This window comes from Pseudomonas sp. 67(2021), from assembly GCF_017491835.1.
In the GTDB taxonomy this organism is placed as follows: domain Bacteria; phylum Pseudomonadota; class Gammaproteobacteria; order Pseudomonadales; family Pseudomonadaceae; genus Aquipseudomonas; species Aquipseudomonas atacamensis.
Genome location: NZ_JAFGYL010000028.1, coordinates 26,202 through 45,110, shown reverse-complemented (window position 1 = coordinate 45,110; position 18,909 = coordinate 26,202). Strand labels below are relative to the sequence as shown.

At 60.8% G+C, this 18,909-nt stretch carries 18 protein-coding genes; 9 read left to right on the top strand and 9 right to left on the bottom strand.

All coding sequences use genetic code 11. The features are described 5' to 3' along the window. Positions 1–16: 16 nt before the first annotated feature. Positions 17–1,450, top strand: a complete 1,434-nt coding sequence (locus J5M66_RS24435; protein ID WP_016771270.1) for a M48 family metalloprotease — start codon at positions 17–19, stop codon at positions 1,448–1,450. An 81-nt stretch (positions 1,451–1,531) separates the two neighbouring features. Here J5M66_RS24435 and J5M66_RS24430 read toward each other — a convergent pair whose 3' ends face one another. The 4 genes from J5M66_RS24430 to rpoE form a co-directional block, all read right to left on the bottom strand. Further along, complete coding sequence (locus tag J5M66_RS24430; RefSeq protein WP_205900657.1) at positions 1,532–2,959, bottom strand: DegQ family serine endoprotease; 1,428 nt, start codon at positions 2,957–2,959, stop codon at positions 1,532–1,534. A 214-nt stretch (positions 2,960–3,173) separates the two neighbouring features. Continuing rightward, a complete protein-coding gene (locus J5M66_RS24425) occupies positions 3,174–4,139 on the bottom strand; it encodes a MucB/RseB C-terminal domain-containing protein (RefSeq protein ID WP_207808305.1) in 966 nt (321 codons plus the stop codon). Between the two features lie 8 nt (positions 4,140–4,147). Continuing rightward, positions 4,148–4,735: an RseA family anti-sigma factor gene (locus J5M66_RS24420; protein WP_008077804.1), complete on the bottom strand. Its 588-nt coding sequence runs from the start codon at positions 4,733–4,735 to the stop codon at positions 4,148–4,150. Between the two features lie 30 nt (positions 4,736–4,765). Beyond that, positions 4,766–5,347 (bottom strand): RNA polymerase sigma factor RpoE, encoded by a 582-nt coding sequence (gene rpoE, locus J5M66_RS24415; protein WP_003172477.1) that lies wholly within the window; start codon positions 5,345–5,347, stop codon positions 4,766–4,768. Positions 5,348–5,904: 557 nt separating this feature from the next. On the opposite strand from rpoE, the gene nadB reads away from it, so the two are divergent. Continuing rightward, positions 5,905–7,521 carry an L-aspartate oxidase gene (gene nadB / locus J5M66_RS24410; protein ID WP_207808304.1) on the top strand — a complete coding sequence of 539 codons (1,617 nt, stop codon included), beginning with the start codon at positions 5,905–5,907 and terminating at the stop codon, positions 7,519–7,521. On the opposite strand, the gene J5M66_RS24405 is transcribed toward nadB, so the two are convergent. Next, complete coding sequence (locus tag J5M66_RS24405) at positions 7,490–7,942, bottom strand: protein YgfX (protein WP_038860547.1); 453 nt, start codon at positions 7,940–7,942, stop codon at positions 7,490–7,492. The two genes, nadB and J5M66_RS24405, sit on opposite strands and share 32 nt — an antisense overlap. After that, positions 7,926–8,180: a succinate dehydrogenase assembly factor 2 gene (locus tag J5M66_RS24400; RefSeq protein ID WP_007963266.1), complete on the bottom strand. Its 255-nt coding sequence runs from the start codon at positions 8,178–8,180 to the stop codon at positions 7,926–7,928. Before J5M66_RS24400 ends, J5M66_RS24405 begins: the two co-directional genes overlap by 17 nt. 150 nt (positions 8,181–8,330) lie before the next feature. Between J5M66_RS24400 and J5M66_RS24395 the strand changes: the two genes are divergently transcribed. Further along, positions 8,331–9,272: a folate-binding protein YgfZ gene (locus tag J5M66_RS24395; RefSeq protein WP_122505807.1), complete on the top strand. Its 942-nt coding sequence runs from the start codon at positions 8,331–8,333 to the stop codon at positions 9,270–9,272. Between the two features lie 34 nt (positions 9,273–9,306). Further along, on the top strand, positions 9,307–10,128 hold the full coding sequence (locus J5M66_RS24390; RefSeq protein ID WP_207808303.1) for an HDOD domain-containing protein: 822 nt from the start codon (positions 9,307–9,309) through the stop codon (positions 10,126–10,128). A gap of 157 nt (positions 10,129–10,285) precedes the next feature. Here the strand turns inward: J5M66_RS24390 and J5M66_RS24385 are convergent, their stop codons facing one another. Both J5M66_RS24385 and J5M66_RS24380 read right to left on the bottom strand, forming a co-directional pair. Continuing rightward, a complete protein-coding gene (locus J5M66_RS24385) occupies positions 10,286–11,671 on the bottom strand; it encodes a sensor histidine kinase (RefSeq protein WP_207808302.1) in 1,386 nt (461 codons plus the stop codon). After that, positions 11,664–12,335: a response regulator gene (locus tag J5M66_RS24380; RefSeq protein ID WP_024011992.1), complete on the bottom strand. Its 672-nt coding sequence runs from the start codon at positions 12,333–12,335 to the stop codon at positions 11,664–11,666. The genes J5M66_RS24385 and J5M66_RS24380 overlap by 8 nt, the downstream gene beginning before the upstream one ends. Positions 12,336–12,779: 444 nt before the next feature. Between J5M66_RS24380 and J5M66_RS24375 the strand changes: the two genes are divergently transcribed. From J5M66_RS24375 to J5M66_RS24360, 4 genes are read left to right on the top strand one after another with little or no spacing between them, the layout of a single operon-like run. Continuing rightward, positions 12,780–13,757, top strand: a complete 978-nt coding sequence (locus J5M66_RS24375) for a tripartite tricarboxylate transporter substrate binding protein (RefSeq protein WP_016771275.1) — start codon at positions 12,780–12,782, stop codon at positions 13,755–13,757. 55 nt (positions 13,758–13,812) lie between these two features. Beyond that, the gene (locus J5M66_RS24370) at positions 13,813–14,271 is read left to right on the top strand and encodes a tripartite tricarboxylate transporter TctB family protein (RefSeq protein WP_016771276.1); all 459 of its coding nucleotides are present in this window, start codon (positions 13,813–13,815) and stop codon (positions 14,269–14,271) included. Position 14,272: 1 nt separating this feature from the next. Continuing rightward, on the top strand, positions 14,273–15,787 hold the full coding sequence (locus tag J5M66_RS24365; RefSeq protein ID WP_123442925.1) for a tripartite tricarboxylate transporter permease: 1,515 nt from the start codon (positions 14,273–14,275) through the stop codon (positions 15,785–15,787). Continuing rightward, on the top strand, positions 15,780–16,817 hold the full coding sequence (locus J5M66_RS24360) for an AbrB family transcriptional regulator (protein WP_123442926.1): 1,038 nt from the start codon (positions 15,780–15,782) through the stop codon (positions 16,815–16,817). Before J5M66_RS24365 ends, J5M66_RS24360 begins: the two co-directional genes overlap by 8 nt. A 112-nt stretch (positions 16,818–16,929) precedes the next feature. Here the strand turns inward: J5M66_RS24360 and ung are convergent, their stop codons facing one another. Continuing rightward, positions 16,930–17,625 (bottom strand): uracil-DNA glycosylase, encoded by a 696-nt coding sequence (ung, locus tag J5M66_RS24355; protein WP_016771280.1) that lies wholly within the window; start codon positions 17,623–17,625, stop codon positions 16,930–16,932. A 132-nt stretch (positions 17,626–17,757) separates the two neighbouring features. Between ung and J5M66_RS24350 the strand changes: the two genes are divergently transcribed. After that, a complete protein-coding gene (locus J5M66_RS24350; RefSeq protein WP_206420905.1) occupies positions 17,758–18,870 on the top strand; it encodes an enoyl-CoA hydratase/isomerase family protein in 1,113 nt (370 codons plus the stop codon). The last annotated feature ends 39 nt before the right edge of the window (positions 18,871–18,909 follow it).

Sequence of the window (18,909 nt, the reverse complement as noted above, 5' to 3'; positions counted from 1 at the left end):
CTCCAAGGCTTTGTGCATGACTTTTCTGCGCCCTACCCTGCTGACGCTCGCTTGCCTGCTCGCCTCACCAGGCTTTGCCGACGATCTGCCGTCACTCGGCGACGCCAGCTCTGCCATTGTCTCGCCGCAACAGGAATACCAGCTCGGCCGCGCCTGGCTGGCCATGCTGCGCAGTCAGGTTTCCCAGCTCAACGATCCGCAGCTCAAGGATTACGTCGAATCCAGCGTGTACAAGCTGGTCGAGACCAGCCAGGTCTCCGACAGGCGCCTGGAATTCATCCTGATCAACAGCCCACAACTCAACGCCTTCGCAGCGCCGGGCGGCGTGGTCGGGGTCAACGGCGGCCTGTTCCTCAACGCCCAGACCGAAGGTGAATACGCCTCGGTGCTCGCTCACGAACTGGCGCACTTGTCGCAACGTCACTTCGCTCGAGGCGTCGAAGCCTCACAAAGAATGCAGGTGCCGATGATGGCCGCGTTGCTGGCGGGTATCGTCATCGCGGCGGCAGGCGGCGGTGATGCTGGCATCGCCACCATCGCTGGCACCCAGGCTGCGGCGTTGCAGGAACAACGGCGCTTCTCGCGGCAGAATGAACAGGAAGCGGACCGCATCGGCATCCTCAACCTGGAAAAGGCCGGTTACGATCCGCGCTCGATGCCGACCATGTTCGAGCGCCTGATGCGCCAGTACCGCTTCGACGCCAAGCCGCCGGAATTCCTCCTGACTCACCCGGTCACCGAATCGCGTATCGCCGACACCCGCAACCGCGCCGAGCAGGCGAAACCGGGCGGCATCGAAGACAGCATGCGCTACCAGTTGATTCGCGCGCGGGTGCAGTTGATCTACGAAGAAACCCCGGGGCTGGGCGCCAAGCGTTTCCACGCCCTGCTCGATGAAAACCCGAAAAATGATGTCGCGCGATACGGCCTCGCCATCGCGCAAATCAAGGGTGGCCAGTTGAACGAAGCCCGCGAAAATCTCAAGCAATTGTTGGCCAAGTCGCCGAACGAGATCATCTACAACCTCGCGCAGGTCGATCTGGACATCACCAACAATCGCCTGCCCGATGCGCAGTCACGGGTCGACCGCATGCTTACGCAGTTCCCGGGCAACTACCCGCTGAATCAGGTGCGCGTCGATCTGCTGTTGAAACAGAATCGCGCTGCCGATGCCGAGAAGGCACTCGACAGCCTGCTCAAGTCACGCCCGGATGATCCGGACGTTTGGTATCAGGTTGCTGAAACCCGCGGCTTGTCGGGCAACATCATCGGCCTGCATCAGGCGCGCGCCGAGTATTTTGCACTGGTCGGCGATTACCGCCAGGCCATTCAGCAGCTGGACTTCGCCAAGCGCAAGGCCGGCAACAACTTCCCGCTGTCCTCGCGCATCGATGCCCGCCAGCGCGAGCTGATGGAGCAGGAGCGCATGGTCAAGGACATGATGGGCTGAGTCTTTCCCGACAAAGACAAAAGCTGCTGACACAAAAAAACCGCCTCTTTCGAGGCGGTTTCTTTTTACCTGCCTGCTGGCTTATTCAGCCAGTTTGAAGGTGATGAAGCTGGCACGGCCCTGACGCAGCACGCGCATCGACACCGAACGGTTCTTCGGCAACGCCTTGGCGATGTCGGTGAACTCCTTGGCCGAGCCGATGGCTTGATTGTTCAGGTGGGTGATCACGTCACCCGGTTGCAGACCGATCAGGGCCGCAGGACCGTCCTGCACTTCCTTGATCACCACACCACCTTTGAGGTCGTAGGTTTTCTTCTGCTCGGCGGTCAATTCACCGACCGCAACACCGAGGCGGTTGCTGCTGCTTTCAGCGCCGGATTTCGGCAGACCTGCCAGCTCTTTGTCCTCGTCCGGGATTGCGCCGACGGTCAGCTCGACGTTCTTGCGCTTGCCTTCACGAATCACTTCCAGATTGGCTTTGGCGCCAGCCTTCAGCGCGCCGACCAGATGCGGCAGATCGGCGGACATGACGATCGGCTGACCGTTCATGCTCAGGATCACGTCGCCAACCTGCAGGCCGCCCTTGGCCGCAGGGCCGTCATCCTGGATCTGCGCTACCAGCGCGCCAGCTGGCTTGTCCAGACCGAACGACTCGGCCAGATCCTTGTTCACTTCCTGAATGACCACGCCCAGCCAGCCGCGGCTGACTTTGCCACCGCTTTTGAGCTGATTGGAAACATCCATCGCCACGTCGATCGGAATGGCGAAAGACACGCCCATGAAGCCACCGGAGCGGGTGTAGATCTGCGAGTTGATGCCGACCACTTCACCGTTCAGGTTGAACAGCGGGCCACCGGAGTTGCCCGGGTTGATCGGCACGTCGGTCTGAATGAACGGCACATAGTTTTCGTTTGGCAGGCTACGACCGACGGCGCTGACGATGCCTTGGGTCACGGTGTGGTCAAAGCCAAATGGCGAACCGATCGCGACGACCCACTGGCCGGCCTTCAGGTCCTGGGATTTGCCGAGCTTGAGCACCGGCAGATCCTTGCCTTCGATTTTCAGCAACGCCACGTCAGAGCGTGGATCGGTGCCGACCAGCTTGGCTTTCATCTCACTGCGGTCAGCCAGACGGACGAGGATTTCGTCAGCATCGGCGATCACGTGGTTGTTGGTGAGGATGTAGCCATCCGGCGAAATGATGAAACCCGAACCCAGCGATTGCGCTTCACGCTGGCGGCCATCGCCACGTGGCGAGCGCTGCTGAGGCGGCATGCCGCGCTCGAAGAATTCGCGCAGCATCGGTGGCAGGCCTTCCAGATCCGGCATCTGCTGGTTGACCCGACGGTCCGGCAGTTTCTGCGTGGTACTGATGTTCACCACCGCTGGCGACGCTTGTTCGACCAATTGGGTGAAATCAGGCAGATCGGCCGCTTGCGCAGCAGGCACCGCCTGACCGAGCAACAGCACGGTGGCGAGGATGGAAAGGTAAGACTTCAAACTTGGTATCGACATACAGCTCCCGTTACGACGAGCAGGGTTAAGCGATATGGAGCAAAGGAACACCGGAAACCACAGACCGGCATTTTTGTTCCGGGAACAACAAACAAGGCCAGAGCCGTGAGGCTCTGACCTATAAAAAATTTTCAGGGGTTTTGCAAATGAAAATGCTCAGCAAACATTTCGACGTCTCGACGACGAAGTGGAAATGACTGAAATCAGCTCACTGCTTGCTGGTCGCAGCGCCATCGTTGTTACGCATCGATAGAGCGATTCGTTCGGCGGTGCCAATCGGGATTTCGCCGACCACCGTGACCATCATTTCACCCTGCGGCGTGGTCAGGCGACGGGATACCGCGACGGTCGGGCCCAACTGAGTGCGGGTGTCAGTGACGGTTGCGCCATTCAACGGTTCAAGGAACACCGAAAAACGCGCCAGACCATCGTCATACATCAGACTGCTGACCTGGGTCTTGGTCTGCGCATCCTTGTGCGAACTGCTGCTGGTCAGCTCAAAGCCTGGCGGGAGCCAGTCCGAACGCCAGTTTTGCACGGTTTTAGCTGCAGAAGCCTTGTCGCTTGCGATGTTGATCGGCTTGCAATCCGGTTCCGCCAACAAGTCCTTGTCCGACGGGATTTCATCCGTGTCGAGGCTGGTGAACTGGAAACGCTCGAGCAACTGCCCCTTGTCGTTCAAAAGCAACGACTTGAGCGGCAGCCCGGTTTTCTTGTCCAGATGCAACTCGAAACTATAACGGTGCTGATCACGAGGCGTCAGCGACACGATCACTGCATCACGGCCGGCCACGCGCGACTTGCCAATGACGGCAAGGTCATACCAATTCTTCAGCTTTTTGGGATCCAGCGCACGGGCGGCAGCATTGGGTGAATCACCCAATCCCGCAATCAGGGTGCCGCTGACGCATTGAGTACGTCCATCAATGCGCACGACTTCCTGAGCCGAGCCGTCGAGCTGTAATAACCTCTCGCGGACCTGGCCATTCTGGACGCGATGCCAGATATTGTGCGTGGAAAAACTGCCGTTGCGCTCGTAAACGAAAGTGCCGTGGAAGCTCTGCTGCTGCTCGGCCTGGCCCAGACGGGTCAACCAGTCCTGGGCCTCGTCAGCGTGGGCTGGTACTATGAACCAGCCACTGAGCAGAAGCGAAAGTAGAGGGATGGCGCGCATGATCCTCCTTAACGGTTTTCCAGGCTTGCGGCACGTGCGTATGGCAGCGCGCTTTCAGTTCCCTTGAGTGCAGCCTGCTGAGCATGCTGACGCAGGTAGCCTGGCAGACGCTGATCATGCCAGCCTGGCTGACCTTGCAGAACGCCGTTAGCCATAGGACCAGTCGCTTCCGAGCTTTCGCTGTAACCAGCCAGAACTGCCGGACCTTTGACCTGTGGAGTGGCCAGAGTAGGCTGGTTCGACTGCTGGGCCAGTTCAACACCGGCGATTTCGTCCTGGTTGTACAGGCGAACACCGGCCAGAACGGCCACGGTTACCGAAGCGGCAACAGCGAGGCGACCCAGGTTACGCCATGGGCTGCGGGATACTTTGGCCGGAGCCGTTTCGTCTTCCAGCGCAGCGGACACTGCCGCAGCGATATCCAGACGCGGAAGCAGCAGATCCTTGTGCATGGCTGCCCGAGCGATCTGGTAACGAGCCCAGGTCTCACGGGTATCAACATCATCCAGTGCGCTGAGCACTCGACGCAATTCCAGTTCGTCCGCTTCGTTATCCATCACTGCGGACAGCGATTCCTGCAGGGCTTCACGACTCATGGCGTTCCTCTCTTGGCTGTCGCCGCTGTCTCAGTTTTCCTGCAACAACGGTTGCAGGGCTTTGTCGATGGCCTCCCGAGCGCGGAAAATCCGGGAGCGCACGGTACCCACCGGACACTGCATGACGCTCGCAATGTCCTCGTAACTCAGACCATCGAATTCACGTAAAGTTAAAGCCGTACGCAAATCCTCTGGCAGTTGCTGGATGGTCCGATGGACAGTGCCTTCGATCTCATCCCGCAGCAATGCACGTTCCGGTGATTCGAGATCCTTGAGGCCGTGATCGCCATCGTAGAACTCTGCATCCTCTGAACTTACATCGCTATCCGGCGGCCGACGGCCGCGGGAAACCAGGTAGTTCTTTGCCGTGTTAATGGCAATACGGTACAGCCACGTATAAAACGCACTGTCACCGCGGAAATTTCCAAGTGCCCGATACGCCTTGATAAAGGCTTCCTGAGCAACGTCCTGGGCTTCATGGGTGTCGTGCACAAAACGCACGATCAACCCGAGAATTTTGTGCTGATATTTCAGCACCAGCAGATCGAAAGCTCGCTTGTCGCCACGCTGAACGCGTTCGACCAGCTGCTGATCCTCTTCCTGGGTTAGCATGAACACTCCTCGATAAGCCCGGAGGAGACTTGCATTACTAAACGACCAGACTTGCAAACATAGACTCGGGCTTTTCGCAAAAGTTCTCCCCCTCCAAGCAAGTTTCCTGCGGGCTCTGATTTGGCACGCACGAAAAACGCAGCGCGGGATAAACCGGCTGCGCGAATAATCTTGTTATCGGTTTCGCCGGCAGGAATCCAAACGCAGATTCCGCACTGAAGCCGACACTGTCCCTGGTTTCTGGCACCGTCTATTGATCTTGGGCCTTTGGCAAAAGTTCCAATTATTTATAGCCGTACCCACCTGACATTGCGCAACCCTGCTCGGAAAAGACTGTTTCAGCGCCGATACAGGTGTCATTTTTCAAAACCGATGAAAAAAACTTCCGACGAAGCACAGCGCTTTTTACTGCGCAGTAGTCTCACAATGCCATCTGGGCCCGGCTATTGTGCCGCCCAACCCCTCTATATACTAGTGGGCTGTGTGGCTGTCTTGACTCGCCGATCCAGCTGTCTTGCGCCAACCCCGACCCGGGTCGCTTTGAGCGGAATCCTGAAATGAGCCAACAGTTCCAACACGATGTTCTGGTGATTGGCAGCGGTGCTGCCGGTTTGACTCTCGCTTTGACCTTGCCCGGTCATCTGCGCATTGCCGTATTGAGCAAAGGCGATCTCGCCAACGGTTCGACATTCTGGGCCCAGGGCGGCGTTGCCGCCGTGCTCGACGATACCGACACTGTCGAATCCCATGTCGACGACACCCTCAATGCGGGCGGCGGCTTGTGCCATGAAGACGCCGTACGCTTCACCGTCGAGCACAGCCGCGAAGCCATCCAATGGCTGATTGACCAGGGCGTGCCCTTCACCCGCGACGAACAGTCCGGCACTGAAGACGGTGGTTTCGAATTTCACCTGACCCGCGAAGGTGGCCACAGCCATCGACGGATCATCCATGCTGCCGACGCCACCGGCGCTGCGATCTTCAAGACCTTGCTGGCCCAGGCCAAAGAGCGCGAGAACATCGAACTGCTGGAACAGCGGGTGGCCGTTGATCTGATCACCGAGCGCCGCTTGGGCATGGAAGGCGATCGCTGCCTCGGCTCCTACGTACTGAACCGCGCCACCGGCGAAGTCGACACCTACGGCGCACGTTTCGTGATTCTGGCCTCGGGCGGCGCGGCCAAGGTCTACCTTTATACCAGCAACCCCGACGGCGCCTGCGGTGACGGCATCGCCATGGCCTGGCGTTCCGGTTGCCGGGTGGCGAACCTGGAATTCAACCAGTTCCATCCGACCTGTCTGTATCACCCGCAAGCCAAGAGTTTCCTGATCACTGAAGCGTTGCGTGGCGAAGGCGCGCATTTGAAGCTGCCCAACGGCGAGCGCTTCATGTATCGCTTCGATAAACGCGCCGAGCTGGCGCCTCGTGACATTGTCGCGCGGGCCATCGACCATGAAATGAAGCGTCTGGGTGTCGACTGCGTATATCTCGACATCAGCCACAAGCCTGAATCGTTCGTCAAAAGCCACTTCCCGACTGTTTATGAACGCTGCCTGGGCTTCGGCATCGACATCACCAAACAACCGATCCCGGTGGTCCCCGCCGCGCACTACACCTGTGGCGGAGTAATGGTCGATCAGCACGGTCGCACCGACGTGCCCGGCCTCTACGCCATCGGCGAAACCAGCTTCACCGGCCTGCACGGCGCCAATCGCATGGCCAGCAACTCACTTCTGGAATGCTTCGTTTATGCCCGTTCGGCAGCGGCGGACATTCTTGCGCAACTCGATGACGTCGCGGCACCAAGCGCCCTGCCCGTCTGGGACGCCAGTCAGGTGACCGACTCGGATGAAGACGTGATCATCGCGCACAACTGGGACGAATTGCGCCGATTCATGTGGGACTACGTCGGCATCGTGCGCACCAACAAACGCCTGCAACGGGCGCAGCACCGGGTGCGTCTGCTGCTGGATGAGATCGATGAGTTTTACAGCAACTATAAAGTCAGCCGCGACCTGATCGAGCTGCGCAACCTGGCACAGGTTGCCGAATTGATGATCAGCTCAGCCATGGAACGCAAGGAAAGTCGCGGGCTGCATTACACCCTCGACTATCCGGATATGCTGCCCGAAGCGCTCGACACTATTCTGGTGCCGCCCACCTACGCCGGCTGAACTTGAGCCGCACTCGCAGGCGTCGGTGCAGATCCGCCGCTTGCGAGTCACGTGGCACGCAGATTGACCTGACCCGCCACTCTCCGCGCAAACGAAAGCGCAGCACCACGATCAATGGCAGCGCCAGACTGTCCGGGCGCAGTTGCACCGCTTGCCAGCCATCAGCCTGATTCCACACCTGCCAGCCATCGCCATCGCGGCGCAAGCCGCAGAATGCTTTCGGGTGGTTCAGCAGAATCTGCCGTGGCAGCACCCGAAAACCGTGCAGCGCACAGGCGCAAGCGGCGAGCAGGCTGGCCCAGAGTGGAATCGACAGCAGACACAGCGAACCCATGGCGAACGCCTGGGCCAGCAGATACGCCGCCAGCAACTGCCGTGAGGCATGCCAGCGGCATTCGAACGTATTACTTGGGCTGGACACGATCCAGAATCATCCGGACCATGCGTTGCAGCTCGGGATCTTCCGACTCGCTGCGCTCCATGAACCAGCCGAACATGTCCTGATCCTCACAGGTCAGCAAACGCACGTACAGATCGCGATCCACTTGATTGAGGTGCGGATAGACCTCCTGCACGAACGGCACCAGCAGCACGTCAAGCTCAAGCATGCCGCGACGGCTGTGCCAAAAGAGGCGATTCAGTTCAACTTGTTCGACCATGGAGCCCTCCTCGAATTTGCCGGGCAGTATACAGCCCCGGCGCGGGCCGCACAGTCGGCTTTGGTCGGGCACCCCTGATCCTTTATCAACTACCCATTTCAACCCTGCCCCCTTATGATGTGCCCCAGTCTATTTACCCTGCGATGACCCATGGCCGATTCTGCTTTTTTCTGCACCCTGTCTCATGAAGGCGTACTCGCGGTTCGCGGTGCGGACGCCGGAAAATTCCTGCAAGGCCAGTTGACCTGCAATATCAATTACCTGAGCGACACCCGCGCCAGCCTCGGCGCCCGCTGCACGCAGAAAGGCCGGATGCAGTCGAGCTTCCGCATCCTGCTTGAGGGCGACGGCGTGGTGATGGCGATGGCCAGCGAGCTGCTCGAGCCGCAACTGGCCGACCTGAAAAAGTACGCAGTGTTCTCCAAATCGAAACTGACCGATGAAAGCGCCGCCTGGGTGCGCTTCGGTCTGGCGCATGGCGATGCAGCCCTGACCAGCCTCGGTCTGGCACTGCCCGCCGAAACCGACAGCGTTGTGCGCCATGAAGGCCTGATCGCAATTCGCGTCTCGCCCGAGCGCGCCGAACTCTGGGTGCCTGCCGCTCAGGCGCCAAACATTCAAAGCCAACTGTCCGCCACGCTGGCTGAGGGCGAACTGAATCAATGGCTGCTGGGCCAGATCCGCGCCGGTATCGGCCAGGTCATGCCTTCCACTCGCGAACTGTTCATCCCGCAGATGCTCAATCTGCAGGCGGTCGGCGGGGTGAGCTTCAAGAAAGGTTGCTACACCGGCCAGGAAATCGTTGCGCGCATGCAGTACCTGGGCAAGCTCAAGCGGCGCCTGTACCGCCTGCGCCTCGACGCAGCCGAGTTGCCGGAGCCCGGCACTCAACTGTTCGCCCCCAGCCACAACAGCTCGATCGGCGAAGTGGTGCTGGCGGCCAATGCCGAGGGAAACATTGAACTCCTGGCCGTGTTGCAGGCCGAAGCTGCCGAAGCCGGTGATTTGCGTCTGGGCGCCCTCGAAGGCCCCGCGTTGCACGTGCTCGACCTGCCTTACGAACTGGATCGCGACCGCGAAATCCAGCGTTGATCGCAGCATTGTTGCAACACCCTAGAGAGTCCAAATGAGCGAACTGGCGGAAAAGGTCCAACAGGATTTGGTTGCGGCCATCGATAACGATGACCTGGTTCTGCCAACGTTGCCGGAAGTGGCCCTGCAGATTCGCAAGGCCGCCGAGGATCCGGAAATCAGCGTCGGCGACCTGAGCAAAGTCATCGGCCGCGACACCGCGCTGTCGGCGCGCCTGATCAAAGTGGTCAACAGTCCGCTGCTGCGCGCCGCGCAGGAAGTCACCGACCTGCACACCGCCATCACCCGTTTGGGCATCAACTACAGCAGCAACCTGGCGATCGGTCTGGTGATGGAGCAGATCTTCAACGCCCGCTCCGAAGTGGTCGAACAGAAAATGCGCGAAGTCTGGCGCAGCAGTCTGGAAATCGCTGGCGTCAGCTATGCGCTGTGTCGTCGTCACACTCAGCTCAAACCCGATCAGGCGGCACTCGGCGGGCTGGTGCATCAGATTGGTGTGTTGCCGATCCTGACTTACGCCGAAGACCACAATGAACTGCTCTCAGATGCGGTCAGCCTGACCCATGTGATCGAGCAGATTCACCCATTGCTCGGCGAGAAATTGCTGCGGGTCTGGGAGTTTCCCGAGCGCCTGGTGCATTTGCCGTTGCTGTATCAAGACTTCAGCCGCGACTCGGCGCGCATCGATTACGTCGATGTCGTGCAAGTAGCCAATTTGTATTGCCGCAAGGACACCGATCATCCGTTTGCGCGGATTGACCCGTTTAGCGTGCCGGCGTTCAGGAAGCTGGGGATTGACCCGGAGAACAAGCAGTTCTGCGCGGATCTGGAAGAATCGCGGTCGATGTTCTACTGACTTGTAGTGAGGGGATTTATCCCCGTTGGGTTGCGAAGCGACCCTGAACTCTGCAACCCGGTTTTTTCCAGACAGATTGTGATCGCTGAACTGCGACTGCTGCGCAGCCGAGCGGGGATAAATCCCCTCGCCACAAAAAACCCTCGCCACAAAAGTACTACCCGGCAATAAAGCTGACCCGCACCTTCAACCCTGCCTGATCGCCATCATGCAAGGTGATCTGCGCCAGATGCGCGCGACAGATCTCGCCGACAATCGCCAAGCCCAGACCTGAACCGGCAACCTGCTGATTGCGCCGATAAAACCGTTCGAACACCCGATCACGCTCGTGCAGCGGGATGCCCGGCCCGTCGTCCTCGACCTCAAGCACCGCCGGGGCCGTGACCCGCAGAATCACATTGCCGCCCGATGGCGTATGCGCCAGCGCGTTGTCGACGAGATTGCTCAGCAGCTCATTGAGCAGCGTCGGCTCACCGCGCAGCCACACCGGTTCATCCGCTTCAAGCGCCAGCGCCACGCCGCGCTTGTGCGCCAAAGGCGCCATGGCCATGCCCAGCTCTCGGGCCAATTGACTCAGATCGAGCAACTGCGCGCCGCCCTCGGCAATCGCCCGCGCGCCGTTTTCGACCCGGGCCAGCGATAGAAGCTGATTGGCCAGATGGGTCAAGCGATCGGTGCTTTGCGCGGACGATTCAAGGGTGGTGCGCCAGGTCTCCGGCTCGTTCGAGCGCAGGCCCAGTTCCAGGCGTGCCTTGAGTGCGGCCAGCGGCGTACGCAACTCGTGAGCGGCATCGGCGATGAACTGCGCCTGCCGCTCGAACTGGCCGCGCAGACGCTCGGTGAAATGATTGAGCGCGCGGACCAAGGGTCCCAATTCATGCTGCACTTCCACCAGCGGCAGCGGCCGCAAGTCGTCGGGCTGGCGTTCCTCAACAGCGGTTCTTAACCGCTCCAGCGGGCGCAACGCCGCACTCACCGCGAACCACACCAGCAGCAATGCACCCACGGCCAACATGCCCAGGCGCAACAGGGTGTCAGCCGCCAGACTGCGCGCCATGCTGACCCGCGCTTCGTCGGTTTCAGCCACGCGGATTTCCGCCATGCCGTTCATGTTCGGCTCGCTTACGGCCTTGAGCAGACTGACCACACGCACGTTCTGGCCGTTGTACTTCGCGTTGTAAAAGCGCGCGAGCGCCGGATAGCTGTCGGTACGCGGCGTGCCGGGCGGTGGCCCGGGAAGATTTTCGTAGCCGGAAATCAGCTTCTGGTGAATGTCGTTGACCTGGTAGTAAATGCGCCCGGCGCTGTCGTAGGCGAAGGTATCCAGCGCCACGTAAGGCACGTCGGCGCTGAGGCTGCCATCGCGCTGCGACAACCCGGCAGCGATGGTCCGTGCCGAGGCCAGCAGCGTGCGGTCATACGCGGTGTCGGCGGCTTCGCGACCGTTCCAGTAAGCGCTCAAACCACTGGCGAGCATCAGCACCACCAGCAACCATCCAAGGTTCCACAGCAACCGCCAGCGCAGGCTGCTGGGCTTATGCATCGCGGCTTTCCAGCAGATAGCCGAGGCCACGGAAGGTGACAATGGCCACGGGCTGGCCATCGAGCTTCTTGCGCAAGCGGTGCACGTAGATTTCGATGGCGTCGGGGCTGGCTTCTTCGTCGAGGCCGAACACCTGCGCGGCCAGTTGTTCCTTGCTCATCACTCGCCCCGGCCGCGCGATCAACGCTTCCAGGACGGCCTGCTCGCGGGAGGTGAGGGTCAGCAGTTCGTCGCCGAGGGTGAAGCGCCGCGTATCGAGGTCGTAAGCCAGCACGCCACAGCGCTGCTGACGCTCGCCGCCCAGCACACTGCGGCGCAGCAAGGCTTTGACCCGCGCTTCCAGTTCCGTCAGTTCGAACGGCTTGGCCAGGTAGTCGTCAGCACCGAGATTGAGGCCATGCACGCGATCCTTGACGTCACTGCGCGCGGTCAGCATTAACACCGGCAGGTTCTTGCCGCGAGCACGCAGCCGCGCCAGCACCTCGAAACCGTCCATGCGCGGCAGGCCGACATCAAGGATCGCCACGGCGTATTCCTCACTGCCCAGCGCCAGGTCGGCGGCCACGCCATCGTGCAACACATCCACCGTCAGACCGGTGCTCTTGAGCGCCTGAGCCACGCTTTCGGCCAGTTGCAGATGGTCTTCGACGAGCAGGACACGCATGGATTTTTACCTCGTTCAGGGTTGGCCGACGCCACGCTTTGCCGCGGAGTTTACAGCCGCAACCGCCGCTGTGAAGCCCGAAAACCGTGAAAGACAACTGAAAGGTTGTTGAAAGGTTAGCCGGTTAGAGTCGGCCCACGGACAGTTTCGACTGTCGCCGCTGCCGCCACACAGCGCAACGAAAAACGCCATGAAGCGTTTTCGACTCATAAGAACAATAACGGAGTACCCCAGCATGCCCTCCATGCGCACCAAGGCTGTAATGCCTGCTCGCCTTGCTCGATTCCACCGTTGCACTGTCGGTTTTTCGCCGCAGTCCTGTTTCCCCTCCGTTGTTTCAGTCGTTGCGCTCGCGCCGCGAGAGAACTGCGCCTGCCGCTAGGTTTTCGCGTTGCCCTTTGGTCATTCGGTCCATCCATAACAACAACTCCTCTGGAGACTCAAATGAACGTATCACTGCGTAAAGTTGCTCTCGCCGCTGGCGCGATGCTGTTTGCCGGCCAACTCATGGCCGAGCCGAAACGTCCGGAATGCATCGCCCCCGCCTCCCCCGGCGGTGGTTTCGACCTGACCTGCAAACTGGTGCAGAGCGCACTGGTCAACCAGAAGCTGTTGAGCAAACCGATGCGCGTGACCTACATGCCCGGCGGTGTCGGCGCGGTGGCATACAACGCAGTAGTGGCGCAACGTCCGGCGGATGCCGGCACGCTGGTGGCGTGGTCGAGCGGTTCGCTGTTGAACCTGGCCCAGGGCAAGTTCGGCCGCTTCGATGAAACCAACGTGCGCTGGCTCGCGGCCGTCGGCACCAGCTACGGCGCCATCGCAGTGAAAAGCGATTCGCCCTACAAGACCCTCGACGATCTCGTTCAGGCGTTGAAGAAAGATCCAGGCTCGGTGGTTATCGGCTCCGGCGGCACCGTCGGCAGCCAGGACTGGATGCAGACCGCACTGATCGCCAAGGCTGCCGGGATCAACCCGCGCGAACTGCGTTACGTGGCACTCGAAGGCGGTGGTGAGATCGCCACGGCCCTGCTCGGCGGCCACATCCAGGTCGGCAGTACCGACATCTCCGACTCCATGCCGCACATCCAGAGCGGCGACATGCGCCTGCTTGCGGTGTTCTCGGACAAGCGGCTCGACGAACCGGAAATGAAAGACATCCCGACCGCTCGCGAGCAAGGCTATGACATCGTCTGGCCGGTCGTGCGTGGCTTCTACCTCGGGCCAAAAGTCAGCGATGAAGACTACGCCTGGTGGAAAGACGCGTTCGACAAACTGCTGGCTTCCGACGAGTTCGCCAAGCTGCGCGATCAGCGTGAGCTGTTCCCGTTCGCCATGACCGGCCCGGAACTGGACACCTACGTGAAGAAGCAGGTCGCCGACTACAAAGTGCTGGCCAAAGAGTTCGGCCTGATCCAGTGATCGTCTCTGTCTAGTGGCTGCGTCTCCTACGCGGGGACGCAGCACAGGAGCTCCCATGCTTATTCAACGCATTTTCGCCTCGGTGTTGCTGCTGGTGTGTGCCGGCCTGGCACTGATGGCGTGGCCGTACCAAGCGGCTTTTTCCTATGAACCGGTCGGCCCGCGCGCCTTTCCGCTGCTGATGCTCGGCCTGATGGGCCTGGCGCTGCTGTACATGGTGTTTCGCCCGGCGCCGATCAAACACAACCCGGATGAGCCGCCGCTGGATCGCGAAACCCTGACCAAGATCGGTCTGTGCGTGGTGTTGTTGCTGGTGTTCGCCGGCACCTTCGAACCCCTTGGCTTCATCGTGGCCAGCATCATTACCGGCGTACCGATGGCTCGTCTCTATGGCGGCCGCTGGCTGCCGAGCGTGGTGATCATCAGCCTGATGGCGGTTGGTCTCTATCTGCTGTTCGATCGCTTGATGGATGTTCCGCTGCCACTCGGCCTGCTCAGCGTCCTGGAGAACTGATATGGATACCCTTGGCTATTTGGGTCAGGGCTTCGGCGTCGCGCTGAGCCCGTACAACCTGGTGACCGCACTGTGCGGCACCCTGATCGGCACCGTCGTCGGTCTGCTGCCGGGCCTTGGTCCCATCAACGGCGTGGCGTTGCTGATCCCGATCGCGTTCGCACTCGGCCTGCCGCCGGAGTCGGCGCTGATCCTGCTCGCGGCGGTTTATCTGGGCTGCGAATACGGCGGCCGGATCAGCTCGATCCTGCTGAACATTCCGGGTGAAGCTTCGACCGTCATGACCACTCTCGACGGCTACCCGATGGCGCGCAAAGGTATGGCCGGTGTCGCGCTGTCACTGTCGGCGTGGAGTTCGTTCATCGGCGCGTTCATCGCCACCTGCGGCATGGTCCTGTTTGCGCCGCTGCTGGCGAAATGGGCGATTGCCTTCGGACCGGCGGAATACTTCGTGCTGATGGTGTTCGCGATTGTCTGTCTCGGCGGCATGGCCGGTGATCGACCGCTGAAGACATTTATTGCGGCGCTGATCGGTCTGTTCCTTTCCACCGTCGGCATCGACGCCAACAGTGGTGTGTACCGTTTCACCGGCGACAACATTCACCTGACCGACGGCATCCAGTTCGTGGTGTTGGTGCTGGGTCTGTTCTCGATCAGCGAAATCCTTCTGCTGCTGGAAAAAACCCACCACGGCCAGGAAGCGGTGAAAGCCACCGGCCGGATGATGTTCAACTTCAAGGAAGCGGCGTCGGTTTTCGTCGTCAACGTGCGCTGCGGCGTGCTCGGTTTCATCATGGGCGTGCTGCCCGGTGCCGGCGCAACGCTCGCCAGTGCCGTGGCCTACATGACCGAGAAGCGCATCGCCGGCACTAGCGGCAAATTCGGTGAAGGCGATCCCCGTGGTCTGGCCGCGCCGGAAACCGCGATCGGCGGCGCGGCGTGCGGCGCTCTCGTTCCGATGCTGACCCTCGGCGTTCCGGGTTCGGGCACCACGGCGGTGATGATCGGCGCGCTGTCGCTGTACAACATCACCCCGGGTCCACTGCTGTTTCAACAGCAACCGGACATCGTCTGGGGCCTGATCGCGTCGTTGTTCATCGCCAACGTGATGCTGGTGATCCTCAACATCCCGATGATCCGCGTATTCACCCGCATCCTCGCCGTGCCGAACTGGGCGCTGGTGCCGATCATCGCGATCATCACCGGGATCGGCGTTTACGCTGTGCACGCGACCACCTTCGATCTGTTCCTGATGATCGGTATCGGCATCTTCGGTTACATCCTGCGCAAGCTGGATTTCCCGCTGTCGCCGCTGCTGCTGGGCTTCATCCTCGGTGGCCTGATGGAGCAGAACCTGCGTCGCGCCCTGTCGATCTCCAATGGCGCGCTGGAGATTCTCTGGTCGAGTCCGATCACCTTCGGTTGCTGGGTCCTCACCGCGATCATGCTGCTGATGCCGCTGATCCGCATCTGGCGCAAGCGTTCGGCGGCACGGCGCGTCATTGCCGATGTTTGATCGCTTGTCCCTGAAAGCCTGGTGGGGCACCCCGCTGGTCGGTCTGCTTGGCGGTTTCATCGCCAGCCAGATCGGCTGGCCGCTACCGTGGATGGTCGGCTCGTTGCTGGCGATCATCCTGGTGCGCTGCCTGACGCCGTGGCAACTGGCGGAAATCCCCGGCGGGCGCAAGTGCGGCCAGTGGATCGTCGGCATCGGTATCGGCCTGCACTTCACCCCGCTGGTGATGGAACAGGTGCTCAGTCATTTCGGTTTGATCTTCTTCGGTGCATTGGTCACCAGCCTTTCGGCGGTGGTCGGCGTGTGGCTGATGCGCCGCACCGGCGAGGACCGCGCCACGGCTTTTTTCTCAAGCATGCCAGGTGGTTCCGGGGAGATGGTCAACCTCGGCGCGCGCAACGGTGCTCTGCTCAGCCATGTGGCGGCCGGGCAGAGTCTGCGGGTATTGGTGGTGGTGTTGTGCGTGCCGGCGGCGTTCAAGTATCTGCTCGGTGACGGCACGCCGATTTCTCACGCCGGCAGTGTCGATTGGCGCTGGCTGGCGATTCTGTTTCCGGCGGGCGCCCTGCTCGCCTGGCTCTGGCAGCGTCTGCGCCAACCCAATCCATGGCTGTTCGGGCCGTTGCTGGTCAGTGCGGCGGTGAGCATTACGTGGGATCTGCACATCGGTTTGCCCAATGGCGGCAGTCAGATCGGTCAATGGCTGATCGGCAGCGGTCTGGGCTGTCACTTCAATCGGCAGTTCTTCCGCCGCGCGCCGTCGTTCATGGGCCGGACGTTGATCGGCACAGCGCTGACCATGTTGATCGCGTCGCTGGCGGCGCTGGGCTTGAGTGCGTTGACCCATCTGGATCTGCGTTCACTGACCCTGGGCATGATGCCTGGGGGGATCGCCGAGATGAGCCTGACTGCGGAGACCCTGCAACTGTCGGTGCCGCTGGTGACGGCGATGCAGGTGATGCGGCTGTTGTTTGTGCTGTTTCTGGCGGAGCCGTTGTTCAGGTATTGGAATCGTATTCCAGAGTCCTGACTGACTGATCGTTCCCACGCTCTGCGTGGGAATGCCTCAATGGACGCTCCGCGTCCGCTTTGGGACGCAGAGCGTCCCGGGCTGCATTCCCACGAGGAGCGTGGGAACGATCTCAGGCGAGAGGTGGCAAGCGCCAGTCGATCGGCGTTTCGCCATTCTGTTCGAGAAACTTGTTGGTCCGGCTGAAATGCCCACAGCCCAAAAAACCCCGATAGGCCGACAACGGCGACGGATGCACCGAGGTCAGCACCAGGTGTTTGGTCGCGTCGATCAGCTTCTGCTTGCTCTGCGCATGGGCGCCCCAGAGCATGAACACCAGATGCGGCTGCCGCTCGCTGACCACCTCAATGATGCGGTCGGTGAAGTGTTGCCAGCCCTTGTCCTTGTGCGCGTTGGCGTTGGCGCGCTCAACCGTCATGGTGGTGTTGAGCAGCAGCACGCCCTGTTCGGCCCAGCTCTGCAGGTAGCCGTGGTTGGGAATGTCGATATTGAGGTCGCGTTTCAACTCTTTATAGATGTTGACCAGCGACGGCGGTGCCGGCACGCCCGGTTGCACCGAGAAGCACAGACCGTGGGCCTGGCCCGGGCCGTGGTAAGGGTCCTGGCCGAGAATCACCACTTTCACCTTGTCCAGGGGCGTTGAGTTCAGGGCATTGAAAATCATCGGTCCCGGCGGATAGATCTCCTTGCCGGATGCCCGCTCCTGCTGCAGAAAGCTGCGCAACTCTGCCATGTAAGGCTGGTCGAACTCAGCACGCAGTGCCTCCTTCCAGCTCGGTTCGAGTTTGATACGGTCGTCAGCAGTCATGGTCATTTCCGGCAAAAACAATGGGGCGAACCCTAGGAAAGCCGACCACGCTTGTCAATTGATCTGACGCAGATCCGGCACTTTCCCCCATAGCGATCATACTGATCGCTCAAATTCCCGATCGAGGTCACGATGAATCTGCACTTCGAAGAACTAACCGGCACCGACGGCGCCCGCATCGGCATCGCCAGCCTGGATGCCGAGAAATCGTTGAACGCACTGTCCCTGCCGATGATCAATGCGCTCAGCGACAAATTGAACGCCTGGGCCACTGACCCGCAAATCGTCTGCGTGCTGCTGCGCGGCAACGGCAGCAAAGCCTTCTGCGCCGGTGGCGAAGTGCGCAGCCTGGTCGAAGCCTGCCGCGCTCACCCCGGCGAAGTGCCGCCGCTGGCCGCGCAATTTTTCAGCGCGGAATATCGCCTTGATTACAGCCTGCATACCTATCCGAAGCCGCTGATCTGCTGGGGTCACGGTTATGTGCTCGGTGGCGGCATGGGCCTGTTGCAGGGCGCGAGCACGCGGATCGTCACGCCGAGCAGCCGTCTGGCGATGCCGGAAATCACCATTGGACTGTATCCGGACGTTGGCGCCAGCTGGTTTCTTGCGCGGTTACCGGGCAAGCTCGGCTTGTTTCTCGGTCTGACCGGCGCGCACATCAACGGCCGTGATGCGCTGGATCTGGATCTGGCCGACCGCTTCCTGCTCGACGAACAGCAACCGCAATTGATCGAAGGCTTGCTGCAATTGAACTGGCAGGAACAGACCGCCATGCAGCTCAACAGCCTGCTCAAGGCTTTGCAGCAGGAAGCACTCGAACAAATGCCCGAAGCGCAGTGGCTGCCGCGTCGTCAGCAGATCGACGAACTGCTTGATGTCAGCGACGTTGCCTGTGCGTGGAAAGCCATCAGCCTGCACCGCGACAGCAGCGATCCGTTGATTGCCCGCGCGGCGAAAACCATGGCCGAGGGCTCGCCGCTGACCGCGCATCTGGTCTGGGAACAGATCAGCCGCGCGCGGCACATGTCGCTGGCCGAAGTATTCCAGATGGAATACACCCTGAGCCTCAATTGCTGCCGTCATCCGGAATTCAGCGAAGGCGTGCGCGCGCGTTTGATCGACAAGGATCAGAAGCCGCACTGGCACTGGCCGGATATCAATAACGTGCCGGATGCAGTGGTCGAGGCGCACTTTCATAAAGTCTGGGAGGGGCGGCATCCGTTGGCGGATCTGACCCAGTATTGAGGTGACGCGAGGCCCGCGCTGGCGACTGGATTGCCATCG

Coding starts and splice junctions, on each gene's coding strand:
- J5M66_RS24435 (WP_016771270.1), top strand. CDS start 17: ATGACTTTTCTGCGCCCTACCCTGCTGACGCTCGCTTGCCTGCTCGCC.
- J5M66_RS24425 (WP_207808305.1), bottom strand. CDS start 4,139: ATGCGCGCCATCCCTCTACTTTCGCTTCTGCTCAGTGGCTGGTTCATA.
- J5M66_RS24420 (WP_008077804.1), bottom strand. CDS start 4,735: ATGAGTCGTGAAGCCCTGCAGGAATCGCTGTCCGCAGTGATGGATAAC.
- rpoE (WP_003172477.1), bottom strand. CDS start 5,347: ATGCTAACCCAGGAAGAGGATCAGCAGCTGGTCGAACGCGTTCAGCGT.
- nadB (WP_207808304.1), top strand. CDS start 5,905: ATGAGCCAACAGTTCCAACACGATGTTCTGGTGATTGGCAGCGGTGCT.
- J5M66_RS24400 (WP_007963266.1), bottom strand. CDS start 8,180: ATGGTCGAACAAGTTGAACTGAATCGCCTCTTTTGGCACAGCCGTCGC.
- J5M66_RS24395 (WP_122505807.1), top strand. CDS start 8,331: ATGGCCGATTCTGCTTTTTTCTGCACCCTGTCTCATGAAGGCGTACTC.
- J5M66_RS24390 (WP_207808303.1), top strand. CDS start 9,307: ATGAGCGAACTGGCGGAAAAGGTCCAACAGGATTTGGTTGCGGCCATC.
- J5M66_RS24385 (WP_207808302.1), bottom strand. CDS start 11,671: ATGCATAAGCCCAGCAGCCTGCGCTGGCGGTTGCTGTGGAACCTTGGA.
- J5M66_RS24380 (WP_024011992.1), bottom strand. CDS start 12,335: ATGCGTGTCCTGCTCGTCGAAGACCATCTGCAACTGGCCGAAAGCGTG.
- J5M66_RS24375 (WP_016771275.1), top strand. CDS start 12,780: ATGAACGTATCACTGCGTAAAGTTGCTCTCGCCGCTGGCGCGATGCTG.
- J5M66_RS24370 (WP_016771276.1), top strand. CDS start 13,813: ATGCTTATTCAACGCATTTTCGCCTCGGTGTTGCTGCTGGTGTGTGCC.
- J5M66_RS24365 (WP_123442925.1), top strand. CDS start 14,273: ATGGATACCCTTGGCTATTTGGGTCAGGGCTTCGGCGTCGCGCTGAGC.
- J5M66_RS24360 (WP_123442926.1), top strand. CDS start 15,780: ATGTTTGATCGCTTGTCCCTGAAAGCCTGGTGGGGCACCCCGCTGGTC.
- ung (WP_016771280.1), bottom strand. CDS start 17,625: ATGACTGCTGACGACCGTATCAAACTCGAACCGAGCTGGAAGGAGGCA.
- J5M66_RS24350 (WP_206420905.1), top strand. CDS start 17,758: ATGAATCTGCACTTCGAAGAACTAACCGGCACCGACGGCGCCCGCATC.